23 protein-coding genes are annotated in these 24300 nt (G+C 66.4%); 9 read left to right on the forward strand and 14 right to left on the reverse strand.

Features of this window, described 5'->3' with window-relative positions; translation table 11 throughout:
• Positions 1–41 precede the first annotated feature (41 nt).
• Positions 42–455 carry a hypothetical protein gene (locus ACN9MY_RS19700; protein ID WP_426162206.1) on the forward strand — a complete coding sequence of 138 codons (414 nt, stop codon included), beginning with the start codon at positions 42–44 and terminating at the stop codon, positions 453–455.
• 34 nt (positions 456–489) lie between these two features.
• Here the strand turns inward: ACN9MY_RS19700 and ACN9MY_RS19705 are convergent, their stop codons facing one another.
• From ACN9MY_RS19705 to ACN9MY_RS19730, 6 genes are all read right to left on the reverse strand, one after another.
• Positions 490–3741, reverse strand: coding sequence for an EAL domain-containing protein (locus ACN9MY_RS19705; RefSeq protein WP_426336016.1), 3252 nt, complete (start codon positions 3739–3741; stop codon positions 490–492).
• A gap of 19 nt (positions 3742–3760) precedes the next feature.
• Positions 3761–4639 (reverse strand): pyridoxamine 5'-phosphate oxidase family protein, encoded by an 879-nt coding sequence (locus ACN9MY_RS19710; protein ID WP_426336017.1) that lies wholly within the window; start codon positions 4637–4639, stop codon positions 3761–3763.
• Positions 4636–5247: a glutathione S-transferase family protein gene (locus ACN9MY_RS19715; RefSeq protein WP_426318380.1), complete on the reverse strand. Its 612-nt coding sequence runs from the start codon at positions 5245–5247 to the stop codon at positions 4636–4638. Before ACN9MY_RS19715 ends, ACN9MY_RS19710 begins: the two co-directional genes overlap by 4 nt.
• Before the next feature lie 99 nt (positions 5248–5346).
• On the reverse strand, positions 5347–6486 hold the full coding sequence (locus ACN9MY_RS19720; RefSeq protein ID WP_426162210.1) for an esterase-like activity of phytase family protein: 1140 nt from the start codon (positions 6484–6486) through the stop codon (positions 5347–5349).
• Complete coding sequence (locus tag ACN9MY_RS19725; RefSeq protein WP_426162211.1) at positions 6483–7784, reverse strand: DUF3422 family protein; 1302 nt, start codon at positions 7782–7784, stop codon at positions 6483–6485. The genes ACN9MY_RS19720 and ACN9MY_RS19725 overlap by 4 nt, the downstream gene beginning before the upstream one ends.
• 67 nt (positions 7785–7851) lie before the next feature.
• Positions 7852–8610: a hypothetical protein gene (locus ACN9MY_RS19730; RefSeq protein WP_426336018.1), complete on the reverse strand. Its 759-nt coding sequence runs from the start codon at positions 8608–8610 to the stop codon at positions 7852–7854.
• Positions 8611–8788: 178 nt separating this feature from the next.
• Between ACN9MY_RS19730 and ACN9MY_RS19735 the strand changes: the two genes are divergently transcribed.
• The 3 genes from ACN9MY_RS19735 to ACN9MY_RS19745 are packed head-to-tail and all read left to right on the forward strand — an operon-like array spanning position 8789 to position 11561.
• Positions 8789–9769 (forward strand): L,D-transpeptidase Cds6 family protein, encoded by a 981-nt coding sequence (locus ACN9MY_RS19735; protein WP_426337647.1) that lies wholly within the window; start codon positions 8789–8791, stop codon positions 9767–9769.
• 5 nt (positions 9770–9774) lie between these two features.
• Entirely contained in the window at positions 9775–10995 is a 1221-nt protein-coding gene (locus ACN9MY_RS19740) for a L,D-transpeptidase family protein (protein ID WP_426162213.1), read from the forward strand.
• The gene (locus ACN9MY_RS19745) at positions 10965–11561 is read left to right on the forward strand and encodes a CPBP family intramembrane glutamic endopeptidase (RefSeq protein ID WP_426336019.1); all 597 of its coding nucleotides are present in this window, start codon (positions 10965–10967) and stop codon (positions 11559–11561) included. The genes ACN9MY_RS19740 and ACN9MY_RS19745 overlap by 31 nt, the downstream gene beginning before the upstream one ends.
• On the opposite strand, the gene ACN9MY_RS19750 is transcribed toward ACN9MY_RS19745, so the two are convergent.
• A complete protein-coding gene (locus tag ACN9MY_RS19750; RefSeq protein ID WP_426318384.1) occupies positions 11516–12541 on the reverse strand; it encodes a GlxA family transcriptional regulator in 1026 nt (341 codons plus the stop codon). The genes ACN9MY_RS19745 and ACN9MY_RS19750 overlap by 46 nt on opposite strands.
• Positions 12542–12606: 65 nt before the next feature.
• On the opposite strand from ACN9MY_RS19750, the gene ACN9MY_RS19755 reads away from it, so the two are divergent.
• Entirely contained in the window at positions 12607–13356 is a 750-nt protein-coding gene (locus ACN9MY_RS19755) for an SDR family oxidoreductase (RefSeq protein ID WP_426318385.1), read from the forward strand.
• A 3-nt stretch (positions 13357–13359) separates the two neighbouring features.
• On the opposite strand, the gene ACN9MY_RS19760 is transcribed toward ACN9MY_RS19755, so the two are convergent.
• Positions 13360–14850, reverse strand: a complete 1491-nt coding sequence (locus ACN9MY_RS19760) for an AMP nucleosidase (protein ID WP_426162217.1) — start codon at positions 14848–14850, stop codon at positions 13360–13362.
• A gap of 43 nt (positions 14851–14893) precedes the next feature.
• On the opposite strand from ACN9MY_RS19760, the gene ACN9MY_RS19765 reads away from it, so the two are divergent.
• Entirely contained in the window at positions 14894–15637 is a 744-nt protein-coding gene (locus tag ACN9MY_RS19765) for a substrate-binding periplasmic protein (RefSeq protein ID WP_426162218.1), read from the forward strand.
• A gap of 2 nt (positions 15638–15639) precedes the next feature.
• Here ACN9MY_RS19765 and ACN9MY_RS19770 read toward each other — a convergent pair whose 3' ends face one another.
• The 6 genes from ACN9MY_RS19770 to ACN9MY_RS19795 all read right to left on the reverse strand — a co-directional run bounded on the left by ACN9MY_RS19770 (position 15640) and on the right by ACN9MY_RS19795 (position 20961).
• Positions 15640–16224, reverse strand: a complete 585-nt coding sequence (locus ACN9MY_RS19770) for an NAD(P)H-dependent oxidoreductase (RefSeq protein ID WP_426318387.1) — start codon at positions 16222–16224, stop codon at positions 15640–15642.
• Positions 16221–17720, reverse strand: a complete 1500-nt coding sequence (locus ACN9MY_RS19775) for a thymidine phosphorylase family protein (protein ID WP_426318388.1) — start codon at positions 17718–17720, stop codon at positions 16221–16223. The genes ACN9MY_RS19770 and ACN9MY_RS19775 overlap by 4 nt, the downstream gene beginning before the upstream one ends.
• A 64-nt stretch (positions 17721–17784) precedes the next feature.
• Positions 17785–18504 carry a TorF family putative porin gene (locus tag ACN9MY_RS19780; protein ID WP_426318389.1) on the reverse strand — a complete coding sequence of 240 codons (720 nt, stop codon included), beginning with the start codon at positions 18502–18504 and terminating at the stop codon, positions 17785–17787.
• Positions 18462–19733, reverse strand: coding sequence for a S8 family peptidase (locus ACN9MY_RS19785; protein WP_426323803.1), 1272 nt, complete (start codon positions 19731–19733; stop codon positions 18462–18464). The genes ACN9MY_RS19780 and ACN9MY_RS19785 overlap by 43 nt, the downstream gene beginning before the upstream one ends.
• Positions 19733–20413: a zf-HC2 domain-containing protein gene (locus tag ACN9MY_RS19790; protein WP_426318390.1), complete on the reverse strand. Its 681-nt coding sequence runs from the start codon at positions 20411–20413 to the stop codon at positions 19733–19735. Before ACN9MY_RS19790 ends, ACN9MY_RS19785 begins: the two co-directional genes overlap by 1 nt.
• Positions 20410–20961 carry an RNA polymerase sigma factor gene (locus ACN9MY_RS19795; protein WP_426162226.1) on the reverse strand — a complete coding sequence of 184 codons (552 nt, stop codon included), beginning with the start codon at positions 20959–20961 and terminating at the stop codon, positions 20410–20412. The genes ACN9MY_RS19790 and ACN9MY_RS19795 overlap by 4 nt, the downstream gene beginning before the upstream one ends.
• Positions 20962–21132: 171 nt before the next feature.
• Here ACN9MY_RS19795 and mrtJ point away from each other — a divergent pair, with 171 nt between their 5' ends.
• From mrtJ to ACN9MY_RS19810, 3 genes are read left to right on the forward strand one after another with little or no spacing between them, the layout of a single operon-like run.
• Positions 21133–21468 carry a JDVT-CTERM system glutamic-type intramembrane protease MrtJ gene (gene mrtJ / locus ACN9MY_RS19800; RefSeq protein ID WP_426318391.1) on the forward strand — a complete coding sequence of 112 codons (336 nt, stop codon included), beginning with the start codon at positions 21133–21135 and terminating at the stop codon, positions 21466–21468.
• Positions 21469–21494: 26 nt separating this feature from the next.
• Entirely contained in the window at positions 21495–24077 is a 2583-nt protein-coding gene (locus ACN9MY_RS19805; protein WP_426336020.1) for a choice-of-anchor D domain-containing protein, read from the forward strand.
• Positions 24074–24292 carry a DUF4266 domain-containing protein gene (locus ACN9MY_RS19810; protein WP_426162230.1) on the forward strand — a complete coding sequence of 73 codons (219 nt, stop codon included), beginning with the start codon at positions 24074–24076 and terminating at the stop codon, positions 24290–24292. The genes ACN9MY_RS19805 and ACN9MY_RS19810 overlap by 4 nt, the downstream gene beginning before the upstream one ends.
• Positions 24293–24300 lie beyond the last annotated feature (8 nt).

Consider the following 24300-nt stretch of genomic DNA (forward strand, 5'->3'; position numbering starts at 1 on the left):
CAGTTTGCTACAGAGTTGGGGCATCTGTGCGGAGGTATTATATGACTGACTATGAGGCGAGAATCACGAAACTCGAAGCTGGGATGGAAACCGTTCGCGAAAGCAATGCAAACCTGTTGAGGGCTCTGGAACTGCTGCAAAGTGAGCACGTAGCACTGCGCAATCAAATTGAGCTGGGATTCGAAAAGCAACATGACCGCCTCAATGAAATGCGGGACAGAATCGACGCATTGCGAGACAGAATCGACGCATTGCGAGATGGCTTCGAACAGCAATTGGCCGAACAACGGATCTGGTCCGAGAAGAATTTTTCCGAGATAAGATCTAGCATTGAACGCGGCTTCGCCGAGAGCCGAGCCGAAGCCAGGGCCAGCACGCGCTGGCGAATCGGAACCACCATCGCCGTCATCCTCACGCTCGCGGGCCTCGCCGCCAAAGCGTTTGGCGCCTATTGAAAGACGGGAAACGTTCGCGCCTCTGGCAGGCGAGCTAAGTCCCGGTCGGGGCATGGCCATCGCCGCCATGCATCAGGGCATGGTAGCGGAACGCCTCCCGGATATTGTCGCGCAGCGCCTGGTCATCCCATGGCTTGGTGTAGAAACGGTAGATCTCGCCGCGGTTGATGGCGCCCAGCACCGATTCCAGTTCGGCATAGCCGGACAGGATGATGCGCACCGTGCCCGGATAGAGCTTGCGCACCCGGCTCAGGAACTCGGTGCCGTTCATGTCCGGCATACGCTGGTCGCTGACCACCACCTGCACCTCGTGCGTGGCCAGCATGGAAAACGCTTCCTGCGCATTGTGCGCTGCCAGGATCTGGTAGCCGTCGCGGCGCAAGAGGCGCATCAGGGACGACAACACGTTCGGTTCATCATCGAGCAGCAACAAGGTGCCCCTGCGCTGTTCCGCCGGGCGCAGCGCCGGCTGGCGCGATTGCTCCTGCTTCAGCAAGGCGGCAAAGGCTTCCGGCATGATCGGCTGGCTGAGGTGGAAGCCCTGGGCTTCGTCGCAGTTGTAGCGTTGCAGGTAGGCCAGTTGCCCTTCCGTCTCCACCCCTTCGGCAATGATGCGGAAATCCAGGCTGTGGCCCAGTGAAATGACCGAGCGTACGATGGCGGCCACCGTGGGGTCGCCCAGCATGTCGCGCACGAAGGACTGGTCGATCTTCAGGTAATCGATGGGGAACAGCTTGAGGTAAGCCAGGCTGGAATAGCCGGTACCGAAATCGTCGATCGATATGCCGACGCCGACTTTCTTCAGGCGCTGCACCGTCACCACCGCCTCGTCCGCGTTTTGCATCATCATGCTCTCGGTCAGTTCCAGCTCGAGGTATTGCGCCTGCAGGCCGGTACTGCGCAAGGCTTGCACCACCTCGTCGGCCAGGTTCTTGTCGCGGAACTGGCGCGCCGAGACATTCACCGCCACCCGCAGCGGCCGCAGGCCGGCATCCTGCCAGGCCTTGTTCTGAGCGCAGGCGGTGTGGATCACCCAGCGTCCCAGCGCTACGATCAGGCCCGTCTCTTCCGCCACCCCGATGAAGCGGCCCGGCGGAACCAGGCCCAGGGTCGGATGGCGCCAGCGCAGCAGCGCCTCGACCCCGGAGATCTCGCCGCTGGCCACGTTCATCTTCGGCTGGTAGACCAGGAACATCTCGCCGCGCGCCAGGGCGCCGCGCAATTCGTTTTCGATGGCGGCCCGTTCCACGATGCGCGCGTGCATGGCCGGCTCATAGAACTGAACCTGGTTGCGGCCGCTTTCCTTGGCGCGGTACATGGCGATGTCGGCATAGCGCATCAGCAGCTGCGGATCGGTGCTGTCGCCCGGGTAGAGCGAGACCCCCATGCTGCAGGTCACCGTACGCTCCTGTCCTGCCAGCTGCATTGGTGCCGAAATGCTGTCGAGGATCTTGCGCAGCATGGCTTGCGACGGCGTCGCCTCATGCCCGTCCAGCAGCACCAGCACGAACTCGTCGCCACCCATGCGCGCCACCGTGTCGGTGTCGCGCACGCAGCCGCGCAGGCGGGCCGCCACGGTGCGCAGCAATTCATCGCCGGCATCGTGGCCCAGGTTGTCGTTGACCAGCTTGAAGTTATCCAGGTCGAGGAAAGCCACCCACACCGTATGGCCATAGCGCTGCGCATAGCTGATCGCCTGCGCCAGCCGGTCGCCGCACAGGTTGCGGTTGGGCAGGCCGGTCAGCGCGTCGTGGCTGGCCTGGTGCTCGAGCTGCGCCTGGTAGTCCATGGTCGAGGTCATGTCGGTCAGCACGCAGACGCGGTGCGTGTGCTGGCCTTCGCTGCCGCCGACCGGCGCCACGTGCAACTGGGCCCACCAGCTGCGGCCGTCCCGATGGCGTCCGCGCAGCATGAGCTGGACGTCGCTTTGTCCTTGCACGGCTTCGTGCAAGGCCGTGCGGGCAGCGGCATCGTCGTCGCTGGCCAGCAGCTCTTCCAGGCTACGACCGGCCAGTTCGCCGGCTGCGTGGCCGGTCAGCTCGGCCAGCGCCCGGTTGGCATAGTTGATGGTGTCGCTGCCGTCGTCGATGGCCGTGATAGCAATAGCGTTGACGCTCGATTCCAGCGCGCGGTTATGTAGCTGCAGCATCAGCTCGACCTGCTTGCGCTCGGACACGTCCTCGATGGTGCCAAGCAGGCCGATGGTGCGGCCGGCCTGGTCGTGCAGCGGCAGCTTGTTGATCAGGAACCAGTGCACGCTGCCGTCGGCGAACAGCAGGTGGTCTTCGCGATTCAGCTGCGGCACGCCGCTGTGGATGATCTTCGCGTCGTCGGCGCGGATGCGCTCCGCGTTGTGCGACCAGGGGAAGTCGAAATCGCTCTTGCCAACCACCTCCTCCTGCGAGGACAGGCCGGCCGCGCGCAGGAACACGTCGTTGCAGCCGCGGTACCGCAAGTCCATGTCCTTCCAGAAGATCTGGTGCGGAATGTGGTCAACCACCAGCTGCGTCATCTCCTGCGATTCGTGCAGGGCTTTCTCGATGCGCAGGCGCCGCGTCACGTCGTGGGCGAAGACGAAGCGCGCCTTGTGGCCAGCCATCAGCAAGGGATGCGAGGAAATCTCCACCTGGATCAGGCGGCCGTCCTTGCAGCGGTGGGTCCAGGCGCCGGATTGCTGCGCCGCCGCCCGCGGCGAGGTTTCCAGGTCGTTGTGCAGGCGCGCCAGTTCGTGATCGGGACGAATATCCTCGATCGTCATCTCGAGGAATTCTTCTTCGCTGTAGCCGTAGATTGACACAGCCGCGCGGTTGACCACCAGGAAGCGCAGCGTGCTGACGTCGTACACCCACATCGGGTGCGGGTGGTGGTCGAACAGACGCTTGAAGCGCAGCCGCGAGCCATAGGAGTCGGCCTCGGGCAGCGGCGTGACGAGGCAGCGGAAGCATTCGGGCTGGGCGCCGTGGCCTGCGTAGTATTCCAGCGCCAGCGAGACCGGCGTGCCGTCGCCGTCTTTCTCGCACAGGGCCAGTTCGCCGCGCCAGACGCCGCGCAGCTTGGCCTCGGGGATGGCGTCGTCGCGCAGTTCGGCGGCGGCCCAGCTCCGGAACAGGCCGAACGCCTTCTCTCCGGCGCCGAGTTCCTCCGCCAACCGTCGCGCATGGGCGTTTGCGGCAAGCAAAGTGCCATCGGCATCCATCATGAAAGCCAAGTTGGGGCTGTGCTCATACACCGCAGTGAATGCATCCAGCCTGGTCCTTCCCGGCGAAGCGAGGGAAACCCTATCCATGCAATCGATGGTAGCAGAACTATTTTGCTAGCAGCGCCCATCTGAGCGGCAATGCATCTTCCCGCCACACAATCTGTTGCGGCTGGAATTCCCAGTGCCTTTCCGTTCCGTCCACGACAACGCGCGCGGTTCCGCTCATCTGCAACAAACCGCCGCTTTCAAAGTCCGGGAACACCAGCCCGGCACGGCCATTCAGCAGTATGTTACCGAGAGTCGCAAAGAAGCGGTTCCCTTCATAGTCTGGCACCAGCAAGCTTCCTGTGCTACTGATCTGGACAAACCCGGGCGGACCGCCGCGATGCGAGACGTCGACCCGCATTTCCTCGCCTTCGCCGGAATACGTTCCGACAAAAAAAGTTCCCGAGCGGCCGATCAGGTCGCGCGCCAGCGCATCGAGCTGCGGCAGGCGGCGCGGCGGCAGTCCCGATGGCTCGCCTGGCGCGCGCTCGAAGCGATAATCGCGCTGATGGATGTACTTCGGGCAGTTGCCGAACGATTCGGCGACCGCGATCTCGAACTGTTCGCCACCCAGCGCGCGCAGGCGGCCATTCAGGCGGTTGCGTCGCCGCGTATGCAGTTCGATGCCGAGCATGCCCACTGCAGCACCGTCGCGCAGGCCGGCCTGCGCCGGATCGTCGAGCTGCGCGGGCAGCAGCAACTGCAGATGCTGCGGGTCCGGCGAATGCATGAAACCCTCTTCCCCGGCACGCAGCGTGGCCCACGGCCGACCTTCCGCATCGACATTGCCGAACACGGCGAACGGCAACTGCGCGAAAAAGTCGCGGTGCTGGTCCGGCATGTAGTCGCGGATCACCTTGCGGCCGATCTCGTCCATGCGTTCCACCGCGCCGAGCGTGGCCTGCAGCGCGATTTCGCCGGCATGCCAGGGCCCGTTCATGCTGCCAGCCCGACCGCTGATTTGATGAAGGGCTGGAAGCGTGGCAGGCTTTCGACGCGTGCCAGCCAGGCGCCGACATTGGCGTAGCCCGAGAGGTCGACATTGCCCTCCGGTGCGCGTGCGATATAGCTGTACAGGGCGATGTCGGCGATGGTCGGCCAGCCGGCCGCGATCCATTCCTTGCCGGCCAGGCTGGCCTCGACCAGGGCGAGGATGCGGTGGGCGCGGGCGATGGCGTCGGCCGGATCGACCGGTTTCCTGAACAGGTTGATGATGCGCGCGGTGGCGGGCCCGCTGGCAATTTCGCCGGCGGCGACCGACAGCCAGCGCTGCACGGCAGCCGCGCCGGCCGGGTCTCGCGGCAGCCAGCTGGCATCGCCATAGCGCGTGGCGAGGTAGACCAGGATGGCGTTGGAGTCGGCGATCACCACGCCGTCGTCTTCCAGTACCGGCACCTGGCCGAAGGGATTGAGCTTGAGGAAGGCTTCGGTTTTCTGCTCGGCCTTCAGCAGGTCGACTTCGACCAGCTCAAAGTCCAGGCCTAGCAGGGACAGGAATAGGTGGGCGCGGTGGGCGTGGCCGGAAATTGGGTGGTAGTACAGCTTCATGGGATCTCCTTTCAAGTAATGATGAGAGTCTGATCCATGTCGGCGATGATGGGAATCACCGCCGGCAGCAATTAACCATTCCACCCAGCGGAATAATACTCAGGGCAGCACTTCAAACAGCAGGAACTGGGTAACCTGGCCCTTGCCAAAGTTGTCGTCGCTGGCGAACACCAGGGTGGCGTGGCCGTTCGGCAGGCGCGGGCCAAAGGACATCGCCTCCAGGTTGTAGGCTCGCGGCATGGGCTGCTTGCTGAAATCATGCACCAGGCGTTTGCGCGCCGGCGTGTATTGCGCGCCCGCCAGGCCCGGCAGCGCTTTCACATCGCTGGCGCCGCGCGCATCGGTGGCATACAGGCGGACGTAGTTGATGTATGCGCCGGCGGCATCCTGCACCGTGGCGCGCTCCAGCACCAGCAGTTCGCCATCTGGCAGCGCGAGAATCTCGGAGACGCCGTTTTCGGCTTCCTTGCCCGATCCCGGTGCGGCGGGAATCGCATCCAGCGGATAAGCGAACTGGCGCAGCACCTGTCCATCGCGCTGGAACTGCGTCATGCGCAGCACCGCGCCGTGCTGCGGGGTCGCGATCGGGCCGTCTTCGTACAGCGGCCATTCGATGGAAGCCCACAGGCTGCGGCCATCCGGCGCGAAAGCCAGTCCTTCGAAGGTGGCGTTGTAGCGCGAACCGCGCTCTTCGCCCTGATGCACGCGGAAGTTTTCCGGCAAGGGCAATTCGGCCAGCAGCGCGCCATCGCGCGTGGCATGGCGGATGAAGGGATCGAGGCCATAGCGGCGGTCGCCTTCGCTGGAATACCACATGCTTCCGTCCAGCGGGTCGATGCGGATCGATTCCACGTCGGCGCGCGTGCAGGCGGTGGCAGTAGCGGTAAAGTCCTTGCCGTCGGCGTTCAGGAAATAATGCAGGCCGCTGAAGCGCACAGCACGGAACGCACTGGCGTCAAAATCGAGCTCCGCTTCGTAATAGCGCGCGGGGTTGTGGGTGCAGCGGTCATCGCTTTCGACCACCCAGCGGCCGCGCGCCGCATCGTAATCGAGCCCGGAGAAACCGCCCAGCATGGTGTCCTGGAACATGGCTTGGTGTGCAACCCGCTGCTCGCCGATGAAGCGCAGCGCGCCCACCGGCGATGCCGTCGAAGCGGGTGCAAGTCGCGTGGCCGGTGCACAGGCGGCCAAAGCCGCGCCCACCGCCAGCCAGGCGAAGCGACGAGCAAGGTGCATCATGCGTGGTGCAGGCGCTTGTGCATGCTGCGCAGGCCGAGCCACATGCCGACCGCCACCACCGGCACCATGATGCCCATCAGCAGCTCGGGATTGACGCCGACACCCAGCACCTTGGCGCCCTTGGCGCTATAGCCGATCAGGCCCACCACATAGTATGAGATCGCCGCCACGGACAGTCCTTCCACGGCCTGCTGCAGGCGCAGCTGCTGCGCCGCGCGCGTATTCATCGACTGCAGGATCTTGCGGTTCTGCGCTTCCTGCACGATGCCAACGCGGGTGCGCAGCAGGTCGTTGCAGTTGGCGATACGGCCGGCCAGCGCCTGCTGGCGCGCGGCGACGGCCTCGCAAGTCTTCATGGCGGGCGCCAGGCGGCGCTCCATGAACTCCTCCACCGTTGGCGTGCCCTCGATGCGCAGTTCGCGCAATTCGTCGATGCGCGCATTGACCAGGCCGAAATAAGCCTTGGCCGCGGCGAAGCGGTAGCTGGTGTCGGCCGAGACCTTTTCGATCCGCGCCGCCAGGTGGGTGATGCGATCGAGCAGCGCCTGTTCGGTGGAGCCGTCGTCGACCTTGCCGTCGGCTTCCACCAGGGCGCCGGCCAGGGTAGCCAGCTCGGCCTCCACCTGGTTCAGCTCCGGCGTGGCGTTTTGCGCGACCGGCAGGCCAAGCAGGGCCATCATGCGATAGGTTTCGATTTCGAGCACGCGCTGCACCAGGCGGCCCGACTGCTGTTCGTGCATGCCGGCGTCGCAGATCACGAAGCGGCTGAAGCCATCCGCATGGATGGCGAAGTCGGTCCACATCTCGCCGCCGTTCATCACCTGGCTGCCCGCCAGCGGGGCGCCCTGGAACAGGCGTTGCAGGCTCTCCGCGAAGGCGTGCTGCATGCCGCCCGGCCGCCCAAGCAGCACATGCGCAGCCACCAGCACCCTGCCCTGCAGCTGCAGCAGCCACTGCTCCGGCAGATGGCGCGAAGGCATGTTGCTGAAGGCCTCTTCCGGCAGCGGCATGCTGGCCACTGTTTCGGCGAAGGTGAAGGTGGCGAATTCGGTGTGCAGCTCCCACTTCAGGCGGAAACGGCCGAAATCATGGGTAAAGTACTTGCCGCCTGCGGCCGGCGCCGCCACGCCGAAATGTCCGCACAGCCCTGCCAGCAACTCTTGCTGTTCCTCCTCGCCCATGATGGCGAAATGGGAGAGCAGGGTCGGCGCATCCAGTTTCAGGAAGGGGCGCGAGTGGATTTCGGCAGCGAGGGGCACGCGCTGCGCGTGGTTCAGGCTGGAAAACACGATACTCATTGGGCTGGGCTCGGTAATGGGGGAGTCCAGATATTAACATTGTTGTTACCACAAGCCCTGCGGGGGCCTAAGGCTGGGCAGTGAAGCGCAGGACCAGTTGACCGCCGGCTGCCGCCATGATGGGCTCCAGCCACAGAAAGACGGGCGGGTCGCCGCAGCCCAGCCGCAAGCTGGCGGCATCGGTGGCGAGTTCGAGCACGCGGCCCATGGCAGGGTCGAGCAGGCGCAGCGCGGCCTCGCCGTTTCCGTGCTTGTCCAGGAGGTAGCGCGCCTGCCCTGGCAATTCGGCCAGCGGGCGCGGCGAACGGCAATCCCATGGCGTGCCGGCCACGTCGCGCTCGTGTTCACCGGCCGGCACGACGCGCGTTGCGCCTACCACCAGCTGCTGGCCGAGGACGCCGCCCTCGCCGGCCATATTCAAGGCGATGCGCAGGCAGATGGTGGCCGAAGGGGCCGCCGGCGCCTGGCAATGCAGCGTCAGGCCGTTCGCCTCATCCAGCAGATAGGTCGCCAGCACCGCTTGCGGGCCTGGACTGGCCAGGCGCAGGCCGACGCTGGCATCTTCCACCAGCGGCATGGCGTGCCAGGGCACCCGGTGCAAGGCGCGCCCCGGCGCCGGCAGCAGGTGGATGCCGCAATCGGGCGCCGCGCCATGGATGACGTTGGCGAGCCGGCCACGCCGGTCGGGTGCTTGCAGCTTGGCAATTGCACCGCCCAGGGTACTGATCCTGGCTTCCATTCCGTGGCGGTTGCAGAGCGCAAAAATGAACAGCGGCAGACCCTCCGCCGTATGCCCCGCGTCCTCCTGCGTAATACTTAGTTCCATCTTCTAAGTATATTCAGCCCCCTGAGTTTTGATAAAATGGTTCTTTATTTCCCGTCGGCAAAATGAATAAATGCAGGCATCGCAAATTTCCTCTCGTACAGCCCTTGCGCTAGGGGCCGCGCTATTAATCGCGTGCTTTTCCGCGCAGGCCGATGAGGTCGCAGAAATCAATAAAATGATGCGCAGCGGACAGCTGCCAGCCGCCTTGGCGAAGGTTGATGTTGCGTTATCGCAACGGCCAAAAGATGCGCAATTGCGATTTATTAAAGGGATGATTTTGTCCGAACAGGGCAAAACAGCCGATGCAATTAATGTTTTCCAAAAGCTGACGGAAGATTATCCCGAATTACCGGAGCCTTATAACAACCTGGCCGTGCTGCACGCGTCGGGCGGCAATTACGATAAGGCCCGCGTTGCACTGGAACGCGCGATTCGTACCAATCCGGCTTATGCCACCGCCCACGAAAACTTGGGCGATGTCTATGCCAAGCTGGCCAGCCAGTCTTACGACAAGGCCATGCAGCTGGCCGATCCGAACCAGCAGCCGCCGCAGAAGGCCAAGCTGGCAATGGTGCACACCTTGACGCCGAAAGGCGGAGAAGCTGCCTCGCCGCTGGCTGCAATCGCTGCGGCGCCGGCGCCCGCGCCTGTCAAGGCGGCGGCGCCTGCCGCGGCGCCGGTCCCGGTCGTGGCGCAGGCCAAGCCCGTGGCAAGCGCCCCGTCCGCCGCGCCGGCTGCAGCTTCCGCACCAGCTCCCGCCCCGGCGGTACAATTGGCAAAAGCTGCTCCGAAGGCTGAGCAGGTACAGAAGGAAGACGCCGATGGCGCCGATGTCATCAAGGCTGTCGATAGCTGGGCCAAAGCCTGGAGCGCGCAAGACATGAAAGCCTACCTGAATGCTTACGGCAGCAATTTCCAGACGCCGAAGGGCCAGAACCGCAAAGCCTGGGAAGCCGACCGTACCGCCCGCATCGAGGGCAAAGGCCACATCAAGGTAAGCGTCGAGGCACCGCAAGTGACGGTCAACGGCAATACGGCGACCGTGAAATTCCGACAGAAATATGTGTCGGATCGCCTCAGCACCACGGGCCGCAAGACACTGGTGCTGGAAAAGCAAGGCAAGAATTGGCTGATCAGGCAAGAGCAGTCGGGGGGCTGATGGAGATGTCGAAGCGAGCAAGTGCCAGCGCCGCTGCCGCGCTGTTGGCAGCATGCGCCGTGCTGGCGCCAGCCGGCACCGGCATGGCCAAGTCCATCCATCCAGCCGAAGCCCCGCGCGCCCGGCAGGATGCCGAAATCATGCTGCTTGAGATTTACAAGAATCTGCGCGCCAGCCAGCTCCAGGAGGCGATGGCCAAGGCCGACGCACTGGTGCAGGCTTACCCGAATTTCCGCGTCGGCCACCTGATTCGCGGCGACCTGCTGCTGATGCACACCAAGCCGGTGGCCCAGCTCGGCGCCGGCGCCAGCGGCCCGGCCGACAAGCTGAAAGACTTGCGCGACGAAGCGCGCGTGCGCCTGCAAACCCTGGTGGCGCGCCCCGGTCCCGAACTGGCGCCGCGCTCCGTGCTGCAGCTGCGCGCCGACATGCGCCATGTGCTGGTGGTCGACGCCACGCAATCGCGCCTGTACGTCTACCAGAACAACAACGGCGAACTGAAACTGGTCACCGACTACTACATCAGCCAAGGCAAGCTGGGGGTCGACAAGTTCCGCGAAGGCGACCAGAAAACCCCGCTCGGCGTCTACTACATCACCGGCCGCGTAGCGGGCCCCAAGCTGCCCGACTTCTACGGCGCCAGCGCGCTGCGCATCAACTACCCCAACGAATGGGACCGCCTGAATGGCCGCAGCGGCGGCGGCATTTTCCTGCACGGCACGCCGGCCGACAATTACAGCCGCCCGCCCCTCGCTTCCGACGGCTGCGTGGTGCTGACCAACGACGATTTGCGCAAGCTTGAAAACACCGTCGATATCGGCAGGACGCCGGTAGTGATCGCCGACCACCAGGAGTTCATCAGCAAGGCCAAATGGGATAACGAGCGTTTTACCGCGAACCGCCTGGTCGAATCCTGGCGCGCCGACCTGGTCAGCGCCGACAGCAAGCGGCTGTTGAAGAATTATTCGGGCAAGTTCAAGTCGGCCAATGGCGAAGACCTGAAGACCTGGTACGAAAAAGACATGCGCCCGCTGGCCAGCGTGAATGGCCTCAGCGTGTCCCTCAGCGAAGTCACCATCTTCCGCTACCCGAGCCGCGACGATATGCTGGTCAGCACCTTCACCCTCGAATCGAAGATCGGCAAGAACCGCTCCACCCAGCGCAAGCGCCAATACTGGGCGCGTGAAGGCAGCGAGTGGAAGATCATCTTCGAAAGCATGATCTGAAAATCCCCCTGCGCACGCAGCTACTGAGTTGCGCCGCGCTGGCCGGCATCGCCCTTGCCATCCTCCTCTTCCGGCGCCAGCCGCTTGCCGCACTGCTGCTGGGCGGCTGGCCATGGTGGCAGCAAGCGCTGGCCGGCATCGCGCTGGGGCTGGCCGCCGGCGGCATGTCGGCCCTGACCACATTGCGCAAGCCCCATGCCGAAGCGGTGCAGCGCACCGCCGCCAGCTATACAAGGCTGGACCTCAGCGGCTGGAATCCCCTGTGGATTTCGCTTGCCGCCGGGGTTTCGGAAGAACTGCTGTTCCGCGCCGCGCTGCAGCCGCTGGCAGGCGTCTGGGGCGCCAGCCTGCTGTTCCTGCTGGTGCACGCCGGCGCCTACGACTTCCGCCGCTTCGACCGCGCCGCCCTGTGGCAGGCCAGCGGCGTATTCGGCATGGGCGTGCTGCTCGGCTTCGCCTTCGACTACATCGGCTTGCTGGCCGTGATGATCGCCCATGCGCTGGTCGACATCATCGGCCTTTACCTGGTGCGCCGCATAGCGGAAGGCGCAAAGCGCTTGCGGTAATCGCTGGGAGAAACGCCCAGCTTGCGCTGGAAGACGGTGCGCAGCCGTTCTTCATTGCCAAACCCGCACAGGCGCGCCACCTGTTCGACCGTGCGTTGCGATGCCTCCAGCATGCGCCGCGCAGCCTCAAGCCTGAGTGCCTCGACGCCCTTGGCCGGCGTGCGGCCGGTCTTCTCCTTGTACACCCGCGCGAAGTTGCGCGGGCTCATATTCACCTGGCCGGCCAGCACTTCGACGGGCAGCTCCAGCGTCAGGTTTTCCATGATCCACAGGTGCAGGCGTTCGAAGGTATCGCCGCCGGCCTCCTGCGCCAGCAGCAGTTCGCTGAACTGCGCCTGGCCGCCGGGGCGCTTGAGGAAAACCACCAGTTCGCGCGCCACCTGCATCGCCACCTCGCGCCCGCAATCGGCCTCCACCAGCGCCAGGGCAAGGTCTATGCCGGCTGTGACGCCGGCCGACGTCCATACCGCCTCCTGCCGCACGAACAGCGAGTCGCGATCGATGTCGACGGCCGGAAAGCGCTCCTGCAGCAGGTCGCACATCGCCCAGTGCGTAGCGGCCCGCTTGCCGTTCAAAAGGCCGGCCTGCGCCAGCAGGAAGGTGCCGCTGCAGACCGATGCCGTGCGCCGCGCGCGGCTTGCGGCACCCGCTAGCCAGTCGCTCAGCTCCCTCAACAACGATTGCACGCGCGGCATCTCCGGCGAACCGGGAACGATGATCGTGTCGATCTCCTGCAGCAGGAAGCAAGACAGCGGTTCGGTCGCCAGGGCCATGCCTTCGGCGCTGCGCACCATGCCGCCGGCCAGGCTGGCGACCCAGCGCGCATAGCCTGGCAAGCCGCGTTCGCGCATGCGTTTGTCGGCGGCCCAGAACACGGTCTGGGGGCCGCTCAAGTCCAGCAGGCCCACCTCTTCATAGGCCAGGAACAGCACCAGGCGGTCGCCCTCCATATTTGGCAGGAAATAAGGGGTATTCGTCATTCCTGCCGATTCTCGCCGTCCTAAGATGGTCTGTCAACGCGACAGCAACCCAAAGGAGAAAAACCATGAAAATCGTAGTCATTGGCGGCACCGGCCTGATAGGCGGCAAACTGGTCAAGCTGCTGCAGGCAAAAGGCCATGCAGTGCTGGCGGCATCACCGGGTACCGGCGTCAACGCCGTTACCGGCGACGGCCTGGCCGCCGCGCTGGCCGGCGCCGAAGTCGTGGTCGACGTGGCTAACTCGCCGTCGTTCGCACCGGACGACGTGCTGGACTTCTTCCGGAAATCCAGCCACAACCTGGGCAAAGCGGAGAAAGAGGCTGGCGTGCGCCATCACGTGGCGCTGTCGATCGTGGGCACCGACCGCTTGCCGGAGAACGGCTACTTCGCCGCCAAGGTGGCGCAGGAGGAACTGATCAAGCAAAACGGCGTTCCCTACACCATCCTGCGTGCCACGCAATTCATGGAATTCCTGGCCGCCATCGGCCAGTCGTCGGCAGTGGAAGGGACCATCCGCCTGTCGCCGGCCCTGATCCAGCCAGTGGCGGCCGACGACGTGGCGCAGGCGCTGGCCGATGTGGCGCTGGCCGCGCCGCTGAACGGCACCAGCGAACTGGCGGGCCCGCAAGCCTACCCGCTGGAGCAGATCGTGCGCCGCGCGCTGGCGGCGGCCGGCGAAACGCGGCCGATCGTGACCGACCCGCAGGCGCCCTACTTCGGCTCAGTCCTCGATCATGGCAGCCTGGTGCCTGCCGCCGATGCAAGGCCCCGCCTCGGCGCCGTCAGCTACGAAGCGTGGCTGAAGCAGCGCTAAGCCTTACTGGAAGGCCACCTCGGCGAAGCTGCGCAGCTTGCGGCTGTGCAGCTTGTCCGAGCCGAGGCCGCGCAGCAGTTCCAGCGCGCGGATGCCGATGCGCAGGTGCTGGTCGACGCGGTCGCGGTAGAACTGGTTGGCCATGCCGGGCAGCTTGATTTCGCCGTGCAGGGGCTTGTCGCTGACGCACAGCAGCGTGCCGTAGGGGACGCGGAAGCGGAAGCCGTTGGCGGCGATGGTTGCGCTTTCCATGTCCAGCGCCACGGCGCGGCTCTGGCTGAAGCGGCGCTCCGGCGTGCGCTGCGGCAGCAGCTCCCAGTTGCGGTTATCGGTGCTGGCCACGGTGCCAGTCCGCAGCACACGCTTCAGGTCATGGCCGCCCAGCTGCGTCACTTCGGCCACCGCCGACTCGATCGCCACCTGCACTTCGGCCAGGGCCGGAATCGGCACCCACAGCGGCAAGTCCTCGTCCAGCACATGGTCTTCGCGCACGTAGCCGTGGGCCAGCACGTAGTCGCCCAGTTGCTGCGTGTTGCGCAGACCGGCGCAGTGGCCCAGCATCAGCCAGGCGTGCGGGCGCAGCACCGCAATGTGGTCGGTCGCAGTCTTGGCGTTGGCCGGGCCGACGCCGATATTGACCATGCTGATGCCGCTGCCGTCGGCGCGCACCAGGTGGTAGCCCGGCATCTGCGGCAGGCGCGGCGGCGCCGCGCCCAGGTCGTCGCCCGGCTGCATGGCGTGGCCGACGCGGCGCGTGACGATATTGCCCGGCTCGACGAAAGCCACGTAGCCGTCGCTGTCCGGACTGGCCATCAGCTCATGGCCCAGGCGCACGAATTCGTCGATGTAGAACTGGTAGTTCGTGAACATGACGAAGTTCTGGAAATGCTCGGGCGAAGTGCCGGTGTAATGGCGCAGCCGCTGCAGCGAATAATCGACGCGCGGCGCGGTAAACAGCGACAGCGGCTGCGCCTCGCCCGGCGCCGCTTCGAACGTGCCGTTGGCAATGCCGTCGTCCATGGCAGCCAGGTTGGGCAGGTCGAACACGTCGCGCATCAGCAGGCGCCGCTCGGCGCTCAGGCTGCCCTCGATGTGGTCATGCTCGGCAAAGGAGAAGTGGATCGGGATCGGCTGGGCGCTCAGGCCCACTTCGATCTGCATTTGCTGCTGGCCGTGATTCTTCAACAGCAGGCGGAATTGTTCGGTGTAATAGCCTTCAAACAGGTCGGGGCGCGTCAGCGTGGTCTCGAAGGCGCCCGGGCCTGCGACAAAGCCGTACGACAGGCGCGAATCGGCGCGCGCCACGGTTTCCGTCTGTACCCGCACATATGGGTAGCAGGCGCGCACGCGCTCGGTGGGGGTTTCGCCCTCGACAAAGCGCTGCAGGGATTCGCGCAGGAAGCGGATACTGTCGTCGTAAATCGCCCGGACCTGGGCCAGTGCTGCGGATGGATCGTCAAACATGCGGGGTGCTACGTGGGGACGGCTGAACATCGTGCGACTCCTTTCTGCTGTTGCCCCCTATTATAATGGCAGCATGTGGCAGAAATATTTCATCGGGTTGCTGGCGACAGCCGGCGCGGCAGGAGCGGAGGCGGAAGCGCCGCTGACCGTGGCCTGGCGCGAAAAGCCGCCCTACTATTATTTTGACGAAAGCAAGGTCGCGAAAGGCTTCATGCTGGAACGCGCCAGGCAGGTATTCGCCGCCGCCGGCGTGCCGGCGGTCTTCGTCAACGAGCCGCAAAAACGCATCTGGGCCAATTTCAACCACGGCATGCCGAACTACTGCTCGATCAGCTGGTACCGCCTGCCCGAGCGCGAGGCCGTGGCGCAGTATTCGGTTCCGGTGCACGCGGACCTGCCGCACGCCGTGCTGGCGGTGCCGGCGGTGGCGGCCCGCATCCGGTCGCACCCCAGCCTGAAATCCCTGCTATCGGACAAGTCGCTGACGCTGGCCGTAATCGACGGTGTCTCCTACGGCCCGGAACTGGATGCCCTGATCAACACCAGCCAGAACCGCATCATGCGCCGCACGGTGGAAACATCGGCCATGTTCCGCATGGTGGCCTTCGGCCGCGCCGACTACCTGTTCGTGGACCGCGAGGACTGGAACTACCTGCGCCTCAAATTCCCGGAATTGCAGTCGCTGGTGCTGATCGATTTCGCCGACATGCCGCCCGGCCTGAAGCGCTACATCGTCTGCAGCCGCGACGTGCCGGCCGACACGATGGAGCGCCTGAACCGCGCCATCATGGCGCGCAGCGATACCCCGCGCCGCTAACTTCAGATTCCCTTGGCGCCCAGTACCCGCATGCGCTGGCGCCATGCCGCCACAGCCCCGGCATCCATCTTTCCGGCGCCGCCAACCAGCGTCTTGCGCACCGGCTTGATACCGACGAAGTTCAGGATATTGCGTTCCAGCGATTTCAGGCTGTGGGCGCCGAAGTACCAGCGATAGAACAGGGCCGGCATGCCCATCGTCACCACCACGCGTGCGCTGCGGCCGGCCAGCAGCCCCGCTTGCAGCGGATTCTTGGCTTCCCGCGCCAGCGCGAAGCCGGGCCGCGCCACCTGCTCCAGGAATGCCTTCAGGCTGGCCGGCATGTCGCCCAGCCAGAGCGGATAAAAGATGACGATATGCAGCGCATCCTCGATGGCGCGCTGCATCGGCGCCAAGGCCGGCGGCACCTCGCCTTCTTCCCATTCATGCGCGTTGGCCAGCATGGGAAACGCCAGCGTTGCGGGCGTAACGACCTGCACCTCGTGGCCGGCCGTGCGCGCGCCATCGACGTAGGCTTCGGCCAGCGCGTGGCACAGGTGCCCTCCTGCGGGATCGGGGTGCCCCTGGATCACGAGGATCTTGCTCACGCATCCTCCACGGTGACCAGGTTGCTTTGCGCTTCGGCGTATTCCAGCGCGTAGGCCAGCTCGCCCGGCGTGTCGGCATGGATCGCCAGGATCGGCTGCCCTACTTCGAGCCTGCCGCCCAACGGCGAAAAGAATCGCACGCCAGCAGCGGCGGCGCGCGGCGCGCCGGCCAGCTTGGCCAAGGTGGCCAGCTTGCGGTTGTCGATGGCGACCACGCGGCCGGCATGGCGCGCTTCCAGCACATGGGTGCAGGCCGCGACAGGCGGCTGGCGCAGGCCGCCCTGGGCCACGCAGATGGCCTGGAACTTGGCCCAGGCGGCGCCGCTATCGAGCGTCTGCGCGGCCAGCGTCATGCCTTCGCCGGGGGCGGCGCGGCCGCCCAGTTCCAGCACGCCTGCGGCCAGCGCCAGCGCGCGCTGGCGCAAGTCCTGCGGCGCATCGGACGCACCTTGCAGCACCGCCAGCACGTCCATCGCTTCCAGCGCCGGGCCGATGCCGACGCCGACCGGCTGGCTGCCGTCGCTGATGACGCACTTCACGGCCAGGCCCAGCGCCCGCCCCGCCCCCTCCAGGCGCTCGGCGAGCTGGCACGCGGCCTGCCCGGAGCGCACCTTGGCCGTGCGTCCGACCGGGATGTCGATCAGCACATGGCTGGCGCCGGCCGCCAGCTTCTTCGACAGCACGGAGGCGACCAGCAAGCCATCGCTATCGAGTTCCAGCGGGCGTTCGACGCGGATCAGGACATCGTCGGCCGGGCTCAGTGTCACGCTGCCGCCCCAGACGATGCAGCCGCCTTCCTGCTGCACCACGCGGCGCATGGCGTCGATGCCGATCGCCACCGGCGCCAGGGTTTCCATGGTGTCGGCCGTGCCGGCTGGCGAAGTGATGGCGCGCGAGGAAGTCTTGGGCATGGTCATGCCGCAAGCGGCGACGATCGGCACCACCAGCAGCGTGGTGCGGTTGCCCGGCAGGCCGCCGACGCAATGCTTGTCCACCACCACTTGCGACGGCCAGTGCATGCGCTCGCCCGCCGCCGCCATGGCGCGCGTCAGGGCGATGGTTTCCGCCAGGTCGAGGCGGTTGCCGGAACAGGCGGTGATGAAGCTGGAGAGGTGGATGTCCGGATAGCGCCCGCCGGCGATATCGGCAATGATGGCCTGGGCCGCTGCGTCGTCCAGCGGCCGGCCGTGGATCTTGCCGCGCACCGCCGCGAACGATGCCAGCGGCGCCGGGTGGCGCACGCTGACCGGCGCACCCGGCGCCGCAGCCAGCGCTTCCCAGGCCGCCTCGGACAGGCCGATGTCCTGCTCGTCCAGCAAGCCGCCGTCAACCACGTTCAGCGTGGCGGCGACGACCTGCGTGCCGCATTGCAGCTCGATGCGCGCTTGCGCTTCAAAGCCTTCCGCCAGGCAGACCTTGCAATCGCGCCGCATGTAGGCTACCGGCTGCTGGTAAGTGTCGATGCCGAGCCGCCTGGCCCGCAATGCATATCCCATGTGTCACTCCTTTCGCCCAGCCTATGCGATAGCACCGGCGCACGGAATGACCTGGATCAAAATTTCAGAAGCCTCGCGCCAGGCCTAGCACCACTTTGCTGCGCACCTTGCTGGACGGTGCGCTGGCGGTGCTGCCGTAGCCGGCGCCGGTTCCCTGGCGGCGCAGGCGGGCCGCATCCAGCGAGAGCTGCATCTGCCAGCCCTCCACTGACGTGCCGACGCCCATGCGTCCTTCCGCGCGGTTGCTGGCTGCATTGCCCGGGGCCGACAGGTAGCCGCCGCGCCAGAAATAGCGCCAGCTGGAGCCCAGCGCGCCGCCGCCATTGAGTTCAGCATATACCGTCCGCTCGCGGAAGCCGAGATAGTCGGGCGAATAATGCAGTCGCGCCGAGTAGTTTTCGAATGCCAGGCCGGCGAACACTTCGCGGAAATTCCAGTCCGGCGCGCCGTGGAAGGCGTAGGCCGACATGCCGGCTTCCCATGACAGGCCGGACGGCAGGCGCTGCGCATAGCCGCCATATCCCAGCCACTGGGCTGTGCGGTGCGATTGCGGCGCCAGTTGGCCGCTGACCACCTGGCCACCGGCGAACCAGCCATTGGCGCCATCGACATCGAGCGAGAGCCGCGCCGCCGGCTTGCCGGAACTTAAGGAGATGCCGCGGTACATATAGTCCGATACGATGCCGGCGCTGCCGCTCACCTGTGCCTGCGCACTCGCTGCAAGGATGCAGGCCAGCCCGGTCAGGGCGAACGTGCGAGGTTGTCGGAGGGAGGGTTGGGGCATGCGCAGGAACATTTACCGGTAATGCGCATGATGGTGGCGCAAAGATCTATCCCCGTCAACGGTGCGGGACCGCTATTGCGCACGATGCCCTCGTGCAGGCGCTCGCCGCTTAGCTGCGGCTTGAGTTCGCCGATCAGGGCGAGCATGCCGCTGACATGCGCGGCCGCGTAGGAGGAGCCGGACACCATGCCCCAGCGCGCGCCGGGCATGGTGGTCGGCACGTCGCGTCCCGGCGCCAGCAGGCATTGGCCGCCATGGCGCGGCGCATCGTCGGCAGCGACGGCAAACACTCCGGGACTGTTGGCTGGAAAGCCGCCATCGCCACGCGCCGGATCGATCGCGCCGACCACGCGGATGCCGCGCGCCTGCGCCACGCCGACCAGCTGCTGCAACAGGCGGTCCTGCGGCCCGGACAGGCTCAGGTTGATCACTTGGGCATTGTGCAGCAAGGCATAGTTGAGAGCCTTGGCCAGCGTGAAGCTGTTGCAGCGCGTGCCGCCGTCGGCTTGCCAGCAGGCCCGCAGCGCCATCAGCCGGGCTTCCGGCGCCACGCCGGCGATGCCGATGCCGTTGTCGGCGCGCGCGGCGATCACGCCCGCCACCGCCGTACCGTGCTCCTCGGCGACGTAGGACTGGCCGTCGACGAAGTTCTCCTGCACCGCCACCTGGCCGGCCAGGTCGGGGTGGTTGGCCTCGACGCCGCTGTCGATCACGGCCACCAGCACCTTGCGGCCGGTGGCCGACTTGCGCACCTGCTCCAGTTGCCAGGGCGCGGCGGCGGGCTGCACGCGGTACAGCGGGTCGCCCGAGGCGCCGGAGCCGCCTTGCGCGCTGAAATCCTGGATCGCCTGCGCCCAGGCGACACGGCTGTCGCGCGACAGGGCTGCCAGCACGGCCGACGGGTCCTGGCCGGCGGCAAGGCGCATGCGATAGCAATCGACATTCAGGGCCGGCATCGGCCAGTCTTCCATCATTTGCAAACCGTGCTCGCGCGCCAGGGCGGCGGCAATGCGCTGGCGCGCCAGGCGGCCCGCATCGTCGCGGTAACTGGCGCCGCTATAGCCATCGGCCCGGAAATGCGGCGCCGGCAAGTGCAGCATAACGAGGATTTCGCTGGCCCTGGCCGCGGGCGCCGCGACAGCGTCCGGCCTGGCCTGCGCCGCTGCCTGCGCGCCGGGCGGACCTGCCAGTGCGCACAGCGCCCAAACAATCATGGCGGCCCAACGCATCACTGACCGCCCTCCGCTGCCAGCGCTTCTGCCAGGTCCACGGCGGGATCGGCGCGCAGGGCTGCCAGCACTGGCGCGCGCTGCGCCGGTTCGACATCGAGCAGCCAGGCGCCGTTGGCGGTCGGGCCGCCAACCAGGTGGGCGCCGGAGATTTTCAACAGCCGCTGCACGTCCTGCACGCTGGCATCCGGCTTGAACACCACCAGCACGTCGGGCGTGGCCGCCGGTGCGCTGCCGAGCGCCTTGTATGCAGGCGGCGCGCCGGACGGCAGCATATTGGCTGCCAGCACGACAATCACGGCTGCCTGGGCGGCGATGGCCCAGCCCTTCCAGTCGCCGGGCCCGCGCAGCCAGTCCAGCAAGGCACTGGCGAAGCGGGACGACGCCGGCACGGCGGGAGATGGCTTGGCGACGGGCTGGGCCAAAGGGGACGGCGCCTCGTCCAGGCGCGGCATCAGGCGCGCCAGGGCGCGCTCGGGGTCCAGGCCGGCCGGCAACGGAGCTGCCGTTTCGATCAGGCGGCGCTGCCAGGCCAGCTCGGCGCGGCATTCGGGGCAATCGCGCAAATGCTGCTGCACGCGTGCCGCCTCGCCGTCGGCCAGCGAGCCGGCGGCATACCAGGGCAGCAGTGCCTGCATGTCCTGGTGCTCCGCAACGTTCGATGGGTCTTGCGTATTCATCGTATCTCTTCCAAATGATCGGACAACATGTCCTTCAAGCGCAGCCGGGCGTGGAACATGCGCGTCTTCACGGTATTGACCGGGCAGCCGATGGTCTCGGCGATCTCCTGGTAGGCCATGCCGTGGTAATAAGTCAGGCAGACCACGGCGCGCTGCTCCAGCGGCAAGGCGTCCAGCGCGCGGCCGACGCCGCGCTGCAACTGCAAGGCCGCCAGCGCATGCTCGGGCTCGTGCCATTCTTCGCCTGCCGCATCCGGCGCGTCCTCCAGCGGCTCGTCCAGGCCGCGCAGGGCTTTCAGGGCCTGGCGATAGGCGATGCCGAAAATCCAGGTGGAGACCTTGCTGCTGCCGTCATAGCTGGAAGCCTTCTGCCACACCACCAGCATGGTGTCGTTGACGATTTCTTCCAGCAGCGGCACATTGCGCGTCATGCGGTCGAGGAAACGGGCCAGGCGCGGGAAGTAGGCGCGATACAGGGCCTGGAAAGCCAGGCGATCGCCGCCTCCTACCAGCCGTACCAGCTCACCGTCGTCCACGTCCCCTGTCACTCCCGCCCTCCTGCCAAGCCGCATGCACTTTTCTCCTTTTTACGCCTGTGAATACACAGCCGGAGCAAAAAGGTTCAAAGAATTTTCAAAAATATTTTCACACCTGATTTTGAACCATTTTCGCGTGCGCCGGTATTGACCGTAACAACATTGACAGAATGTTCTGTACCTGTGTTCGCTCAAACTGCCGTCTGCGGCCCCGCCCTGCTCTCGCCTGACCTGGCCGCCGTGCTGCGCCTGCTGGTGCTGGCGCCGCTGCTGGAGGAATGGGTGGTGCGCGCGGGATTGCATGCATGGCTGTTGCCGCGCTCGCGCGGCGCAGTCGCGGTGCTGGCCAGTGCGGCGGCCTTCAGTGCGCTGCACCTGAGCTCCGGCCCGCTGGCGGCAGCGCTGGTGTTCGGGCCGGGCGTGATGTTCGGCCTGGCCTACCAGCGCTGGCGCGACTGGCGGCTGTGCGCCCTGCTGCACAGCGCATGCAATGCCTGGGCCCTGTCGATGTGCGCATGAACCAATTACCAACCACGGGAGCTCCGATGAAACATCACCGACTTTGGGCTTTGCTGGCACTGGGCCTGGCGCAAGCCGCGCATTTCGCGCAGGCCGCCGATGCCCTGAACGGCAAAAGCCTGTACCTGAACGGCCCCACTTCAGGCGGCACCACCTGCTCCGCCTGTCACGGCGCAAACCCGGCCGCCAACGTCAATAACGTCCTGGCGGGCGCTAACAACCCCACCGTCATCAGTTCTGCCTTCGCAGCCAACAAGGGCGGCATGGGATCGCTGTACAACGGCAAGTTCACGGCGGCGGAAGTTGCCGACCTGGCAGCCTTCATCGGCAACCCCAACGTGACGGCGGCGCCGGCGGCTTCGGTGGCGCCGTCCACGCTGTCCTTTGGCGGCGCGACGGTGGGCCAGGACAGCGGCGCCCTGTCCACCACGCTTTCCAATACCGGCTCGTCGGCGCTGAACATCAGCGGCCTGGCGGTGGGCGGCGGCAATGGCGGCGACTTCCGCATCACCGGCGGCACTTGCGCTTCCGGCCAGGCCGTGGCGGCAGGCAGCAGCTGCAGCGTGCAGTTGGTGTTCCGCCCGACCGCTTCCGGCGCCCGCAGCGGCGCGCTGACCATCAGCCACAATGCCACGGGCGGCTCCAGCAGCGTCACCCTGTCCGGCACCGGCAATGCCGTGGCGCAGGCCACGCTGTCGCTGTCGGCCACGGCGCTTGATTTCGGCGCCCTGCTGACCAATGCTCCGGCGCAGCGCACCCTGACCCTGGCCAATAGCGGCCAGGCGGCACTGAGCTTTTCATCGATCGGCGTGAGCGGCGCCCAGGCGGGCTTCATGACGCTTGGCGGGACTTGCGCGACCACGGCGCCGCTGGCCATTGGCGGCAATTGCACCGTGGTGGTGCAGGCACTGCCCACCACGGCAGGCGCCTTCGCTGCCAGCCTGAACCTGGCGTCGAACGCCAGCAATGCGAATGTGGCGGTCGCGCTGTCCGGCAACGCGTCCGCACCGGCGCCGGCCATCGACGCCAGCCCGAGCGCCGTTGCCTTTGGCCTGTGGACCATTGGGGCGGCTCCGATCGTGCAGCCTGTGACGCTGATTAATCGCGGCAACGTGGCCCTGGCCTTCAGCAGCATTGCCGTCGGCGGCGCGCCTGGCATCACCATCGGCAGCGGCGGCGACTGCGGCAGCAGCCTGGCCGTTGGCGCCAGCTGCACCGTGCCGCTGGCCTTCGCCCCGGCAGCCGCAGGCAATGTCGCCGGCACCTTGCTGGTACGTTCCAACGCAGCCGACCTGTCCGTTGCCGTCACCGGCGCCGGCACCACATCCCCGGTGGCCCGCCCGCAATTGAGCAACAGCGGCCCGCTGGCCTTCGCCAATACCCAGGTGGGCCAGCAGTCTGCCGCGCAGCGCGTCACCCTGGCAAACAACGGCACGGGTTCCATGAAAATTGCTTCGCTGGTCCTGGGCGGCAGCAATCCCGGCGACTTCGCGCTGGCCGGCAGCTGCGCCGCCGATGCCACCCTGAGCCCTGGCGCAAACTGCACCATCGATGCAAGCTTCAAGCCGACTGCGGCCGGCGCGCGCAGCGCAGACATGCAGCTGGTCACCGATGGCGGCGCCCAGTTCACCGTGCGACTGAACGGCAACGCCAGCGCGGTTCCCACTCCCACGCCATCGCTCGGTCTTGCGCCGCAGGCCTTCGACTACGGCAGCACCGCTGCCGGCAGCGCGGGCGTCGTCAAGCGCTTCACCCTGTCGAACACTGGCTCCGCTGCCCTCGTATTGAGCGGCATTAGCTTCAGCGGTCCATTCGCCGTGGCAACCGGCGAAGCCAATGCCTGCGGCGCCTTCCCGTTGACGCTGCAAGCCGGCGCCTCCTGCGAACTGCCGGTGCGCTTCACGCCAACCGCAGCGGGCAGCGCCAGCGGCGGCGCCACCTTGCAGGCGACAGGCGCAAGCTGGCAGCTCGCGCTGACCGGACAGGGTTCGAGCGAGGCGGCGGCCGGCGCGACTCAGAATCGCGGCGGCGGCGGATGCTCTTCGATCAGCGGCGGCAACGATCCGATGCTGGCCGTGCTGGCCGTGCTGGCGGCCGCGGTGCTGCTGTGGCGCCGCCGCCAGGCGCGCATGCTGGCGGCCGCCGCCGCGCTGGCGGTAGCCGGCCAGGCGATGGCGCTGGAACCGGGCCAGGCGGCACCGGCCTTTTCGCTGAGCGGCCCTGCAGGCACCGTGAAGCTGGAGCAATACCAGGGCAAGCTGGTGTACATCGATTTCTGGGCATCGTGGTGCGGGCCGTGCCGCCAGTCCTTCCCGTGGATGAACGAGATGCAGGCCCGCTACGGCGGCCAGGGCTTGCAGGTGGTCGGCATCAACGTCGACGCCAAGACCGATGACGCGCGCAACTTCCTGACCGCGACGCCTGCCAGTTTCGTGATTGCCTTCGACCCGAGCGGCACCGCGCCGCGCAACTACGGCGTCAAAGGCATGCCGAGCAGCGTGCTGATTGGGCCGGACGGCAAGGTGCTGTATGAACACAGCGGCTTCCGCCCCGCCGACCGCACCGTGCTGGAAGCGCGCATCAAGAGCGCACTGGGAGTACGTCAATGAGCGCCCGCCTGCTTGCGGCCTGCGCCGTGCTGGCCGGGCTTTCCGGTTGCGCCGTGAAACCCGTCCAGCCCTGGGAGAAAGGCGAACTGGCGCGCACCGACATGCTGCTCCAGGGCGACAGCCTGGAAACGCGCTTCAACGAACACATTTACGCCAGCAAGGAAGCGGCATCCGGCGGCAGCGCCGTGGGCGGCGGCGGATGCGGCTGCAACTGACAAGGAAG

It is taken from the genome of Pseudoduganella sp. R-31 (genome assembly GCF_049913235.1).
Classification (GTDB): Bacteria; Pseudomonadota; Gammaproteobacteria; order Burkholderiales; family Burkholderiaceae_D; genus Rugamonas.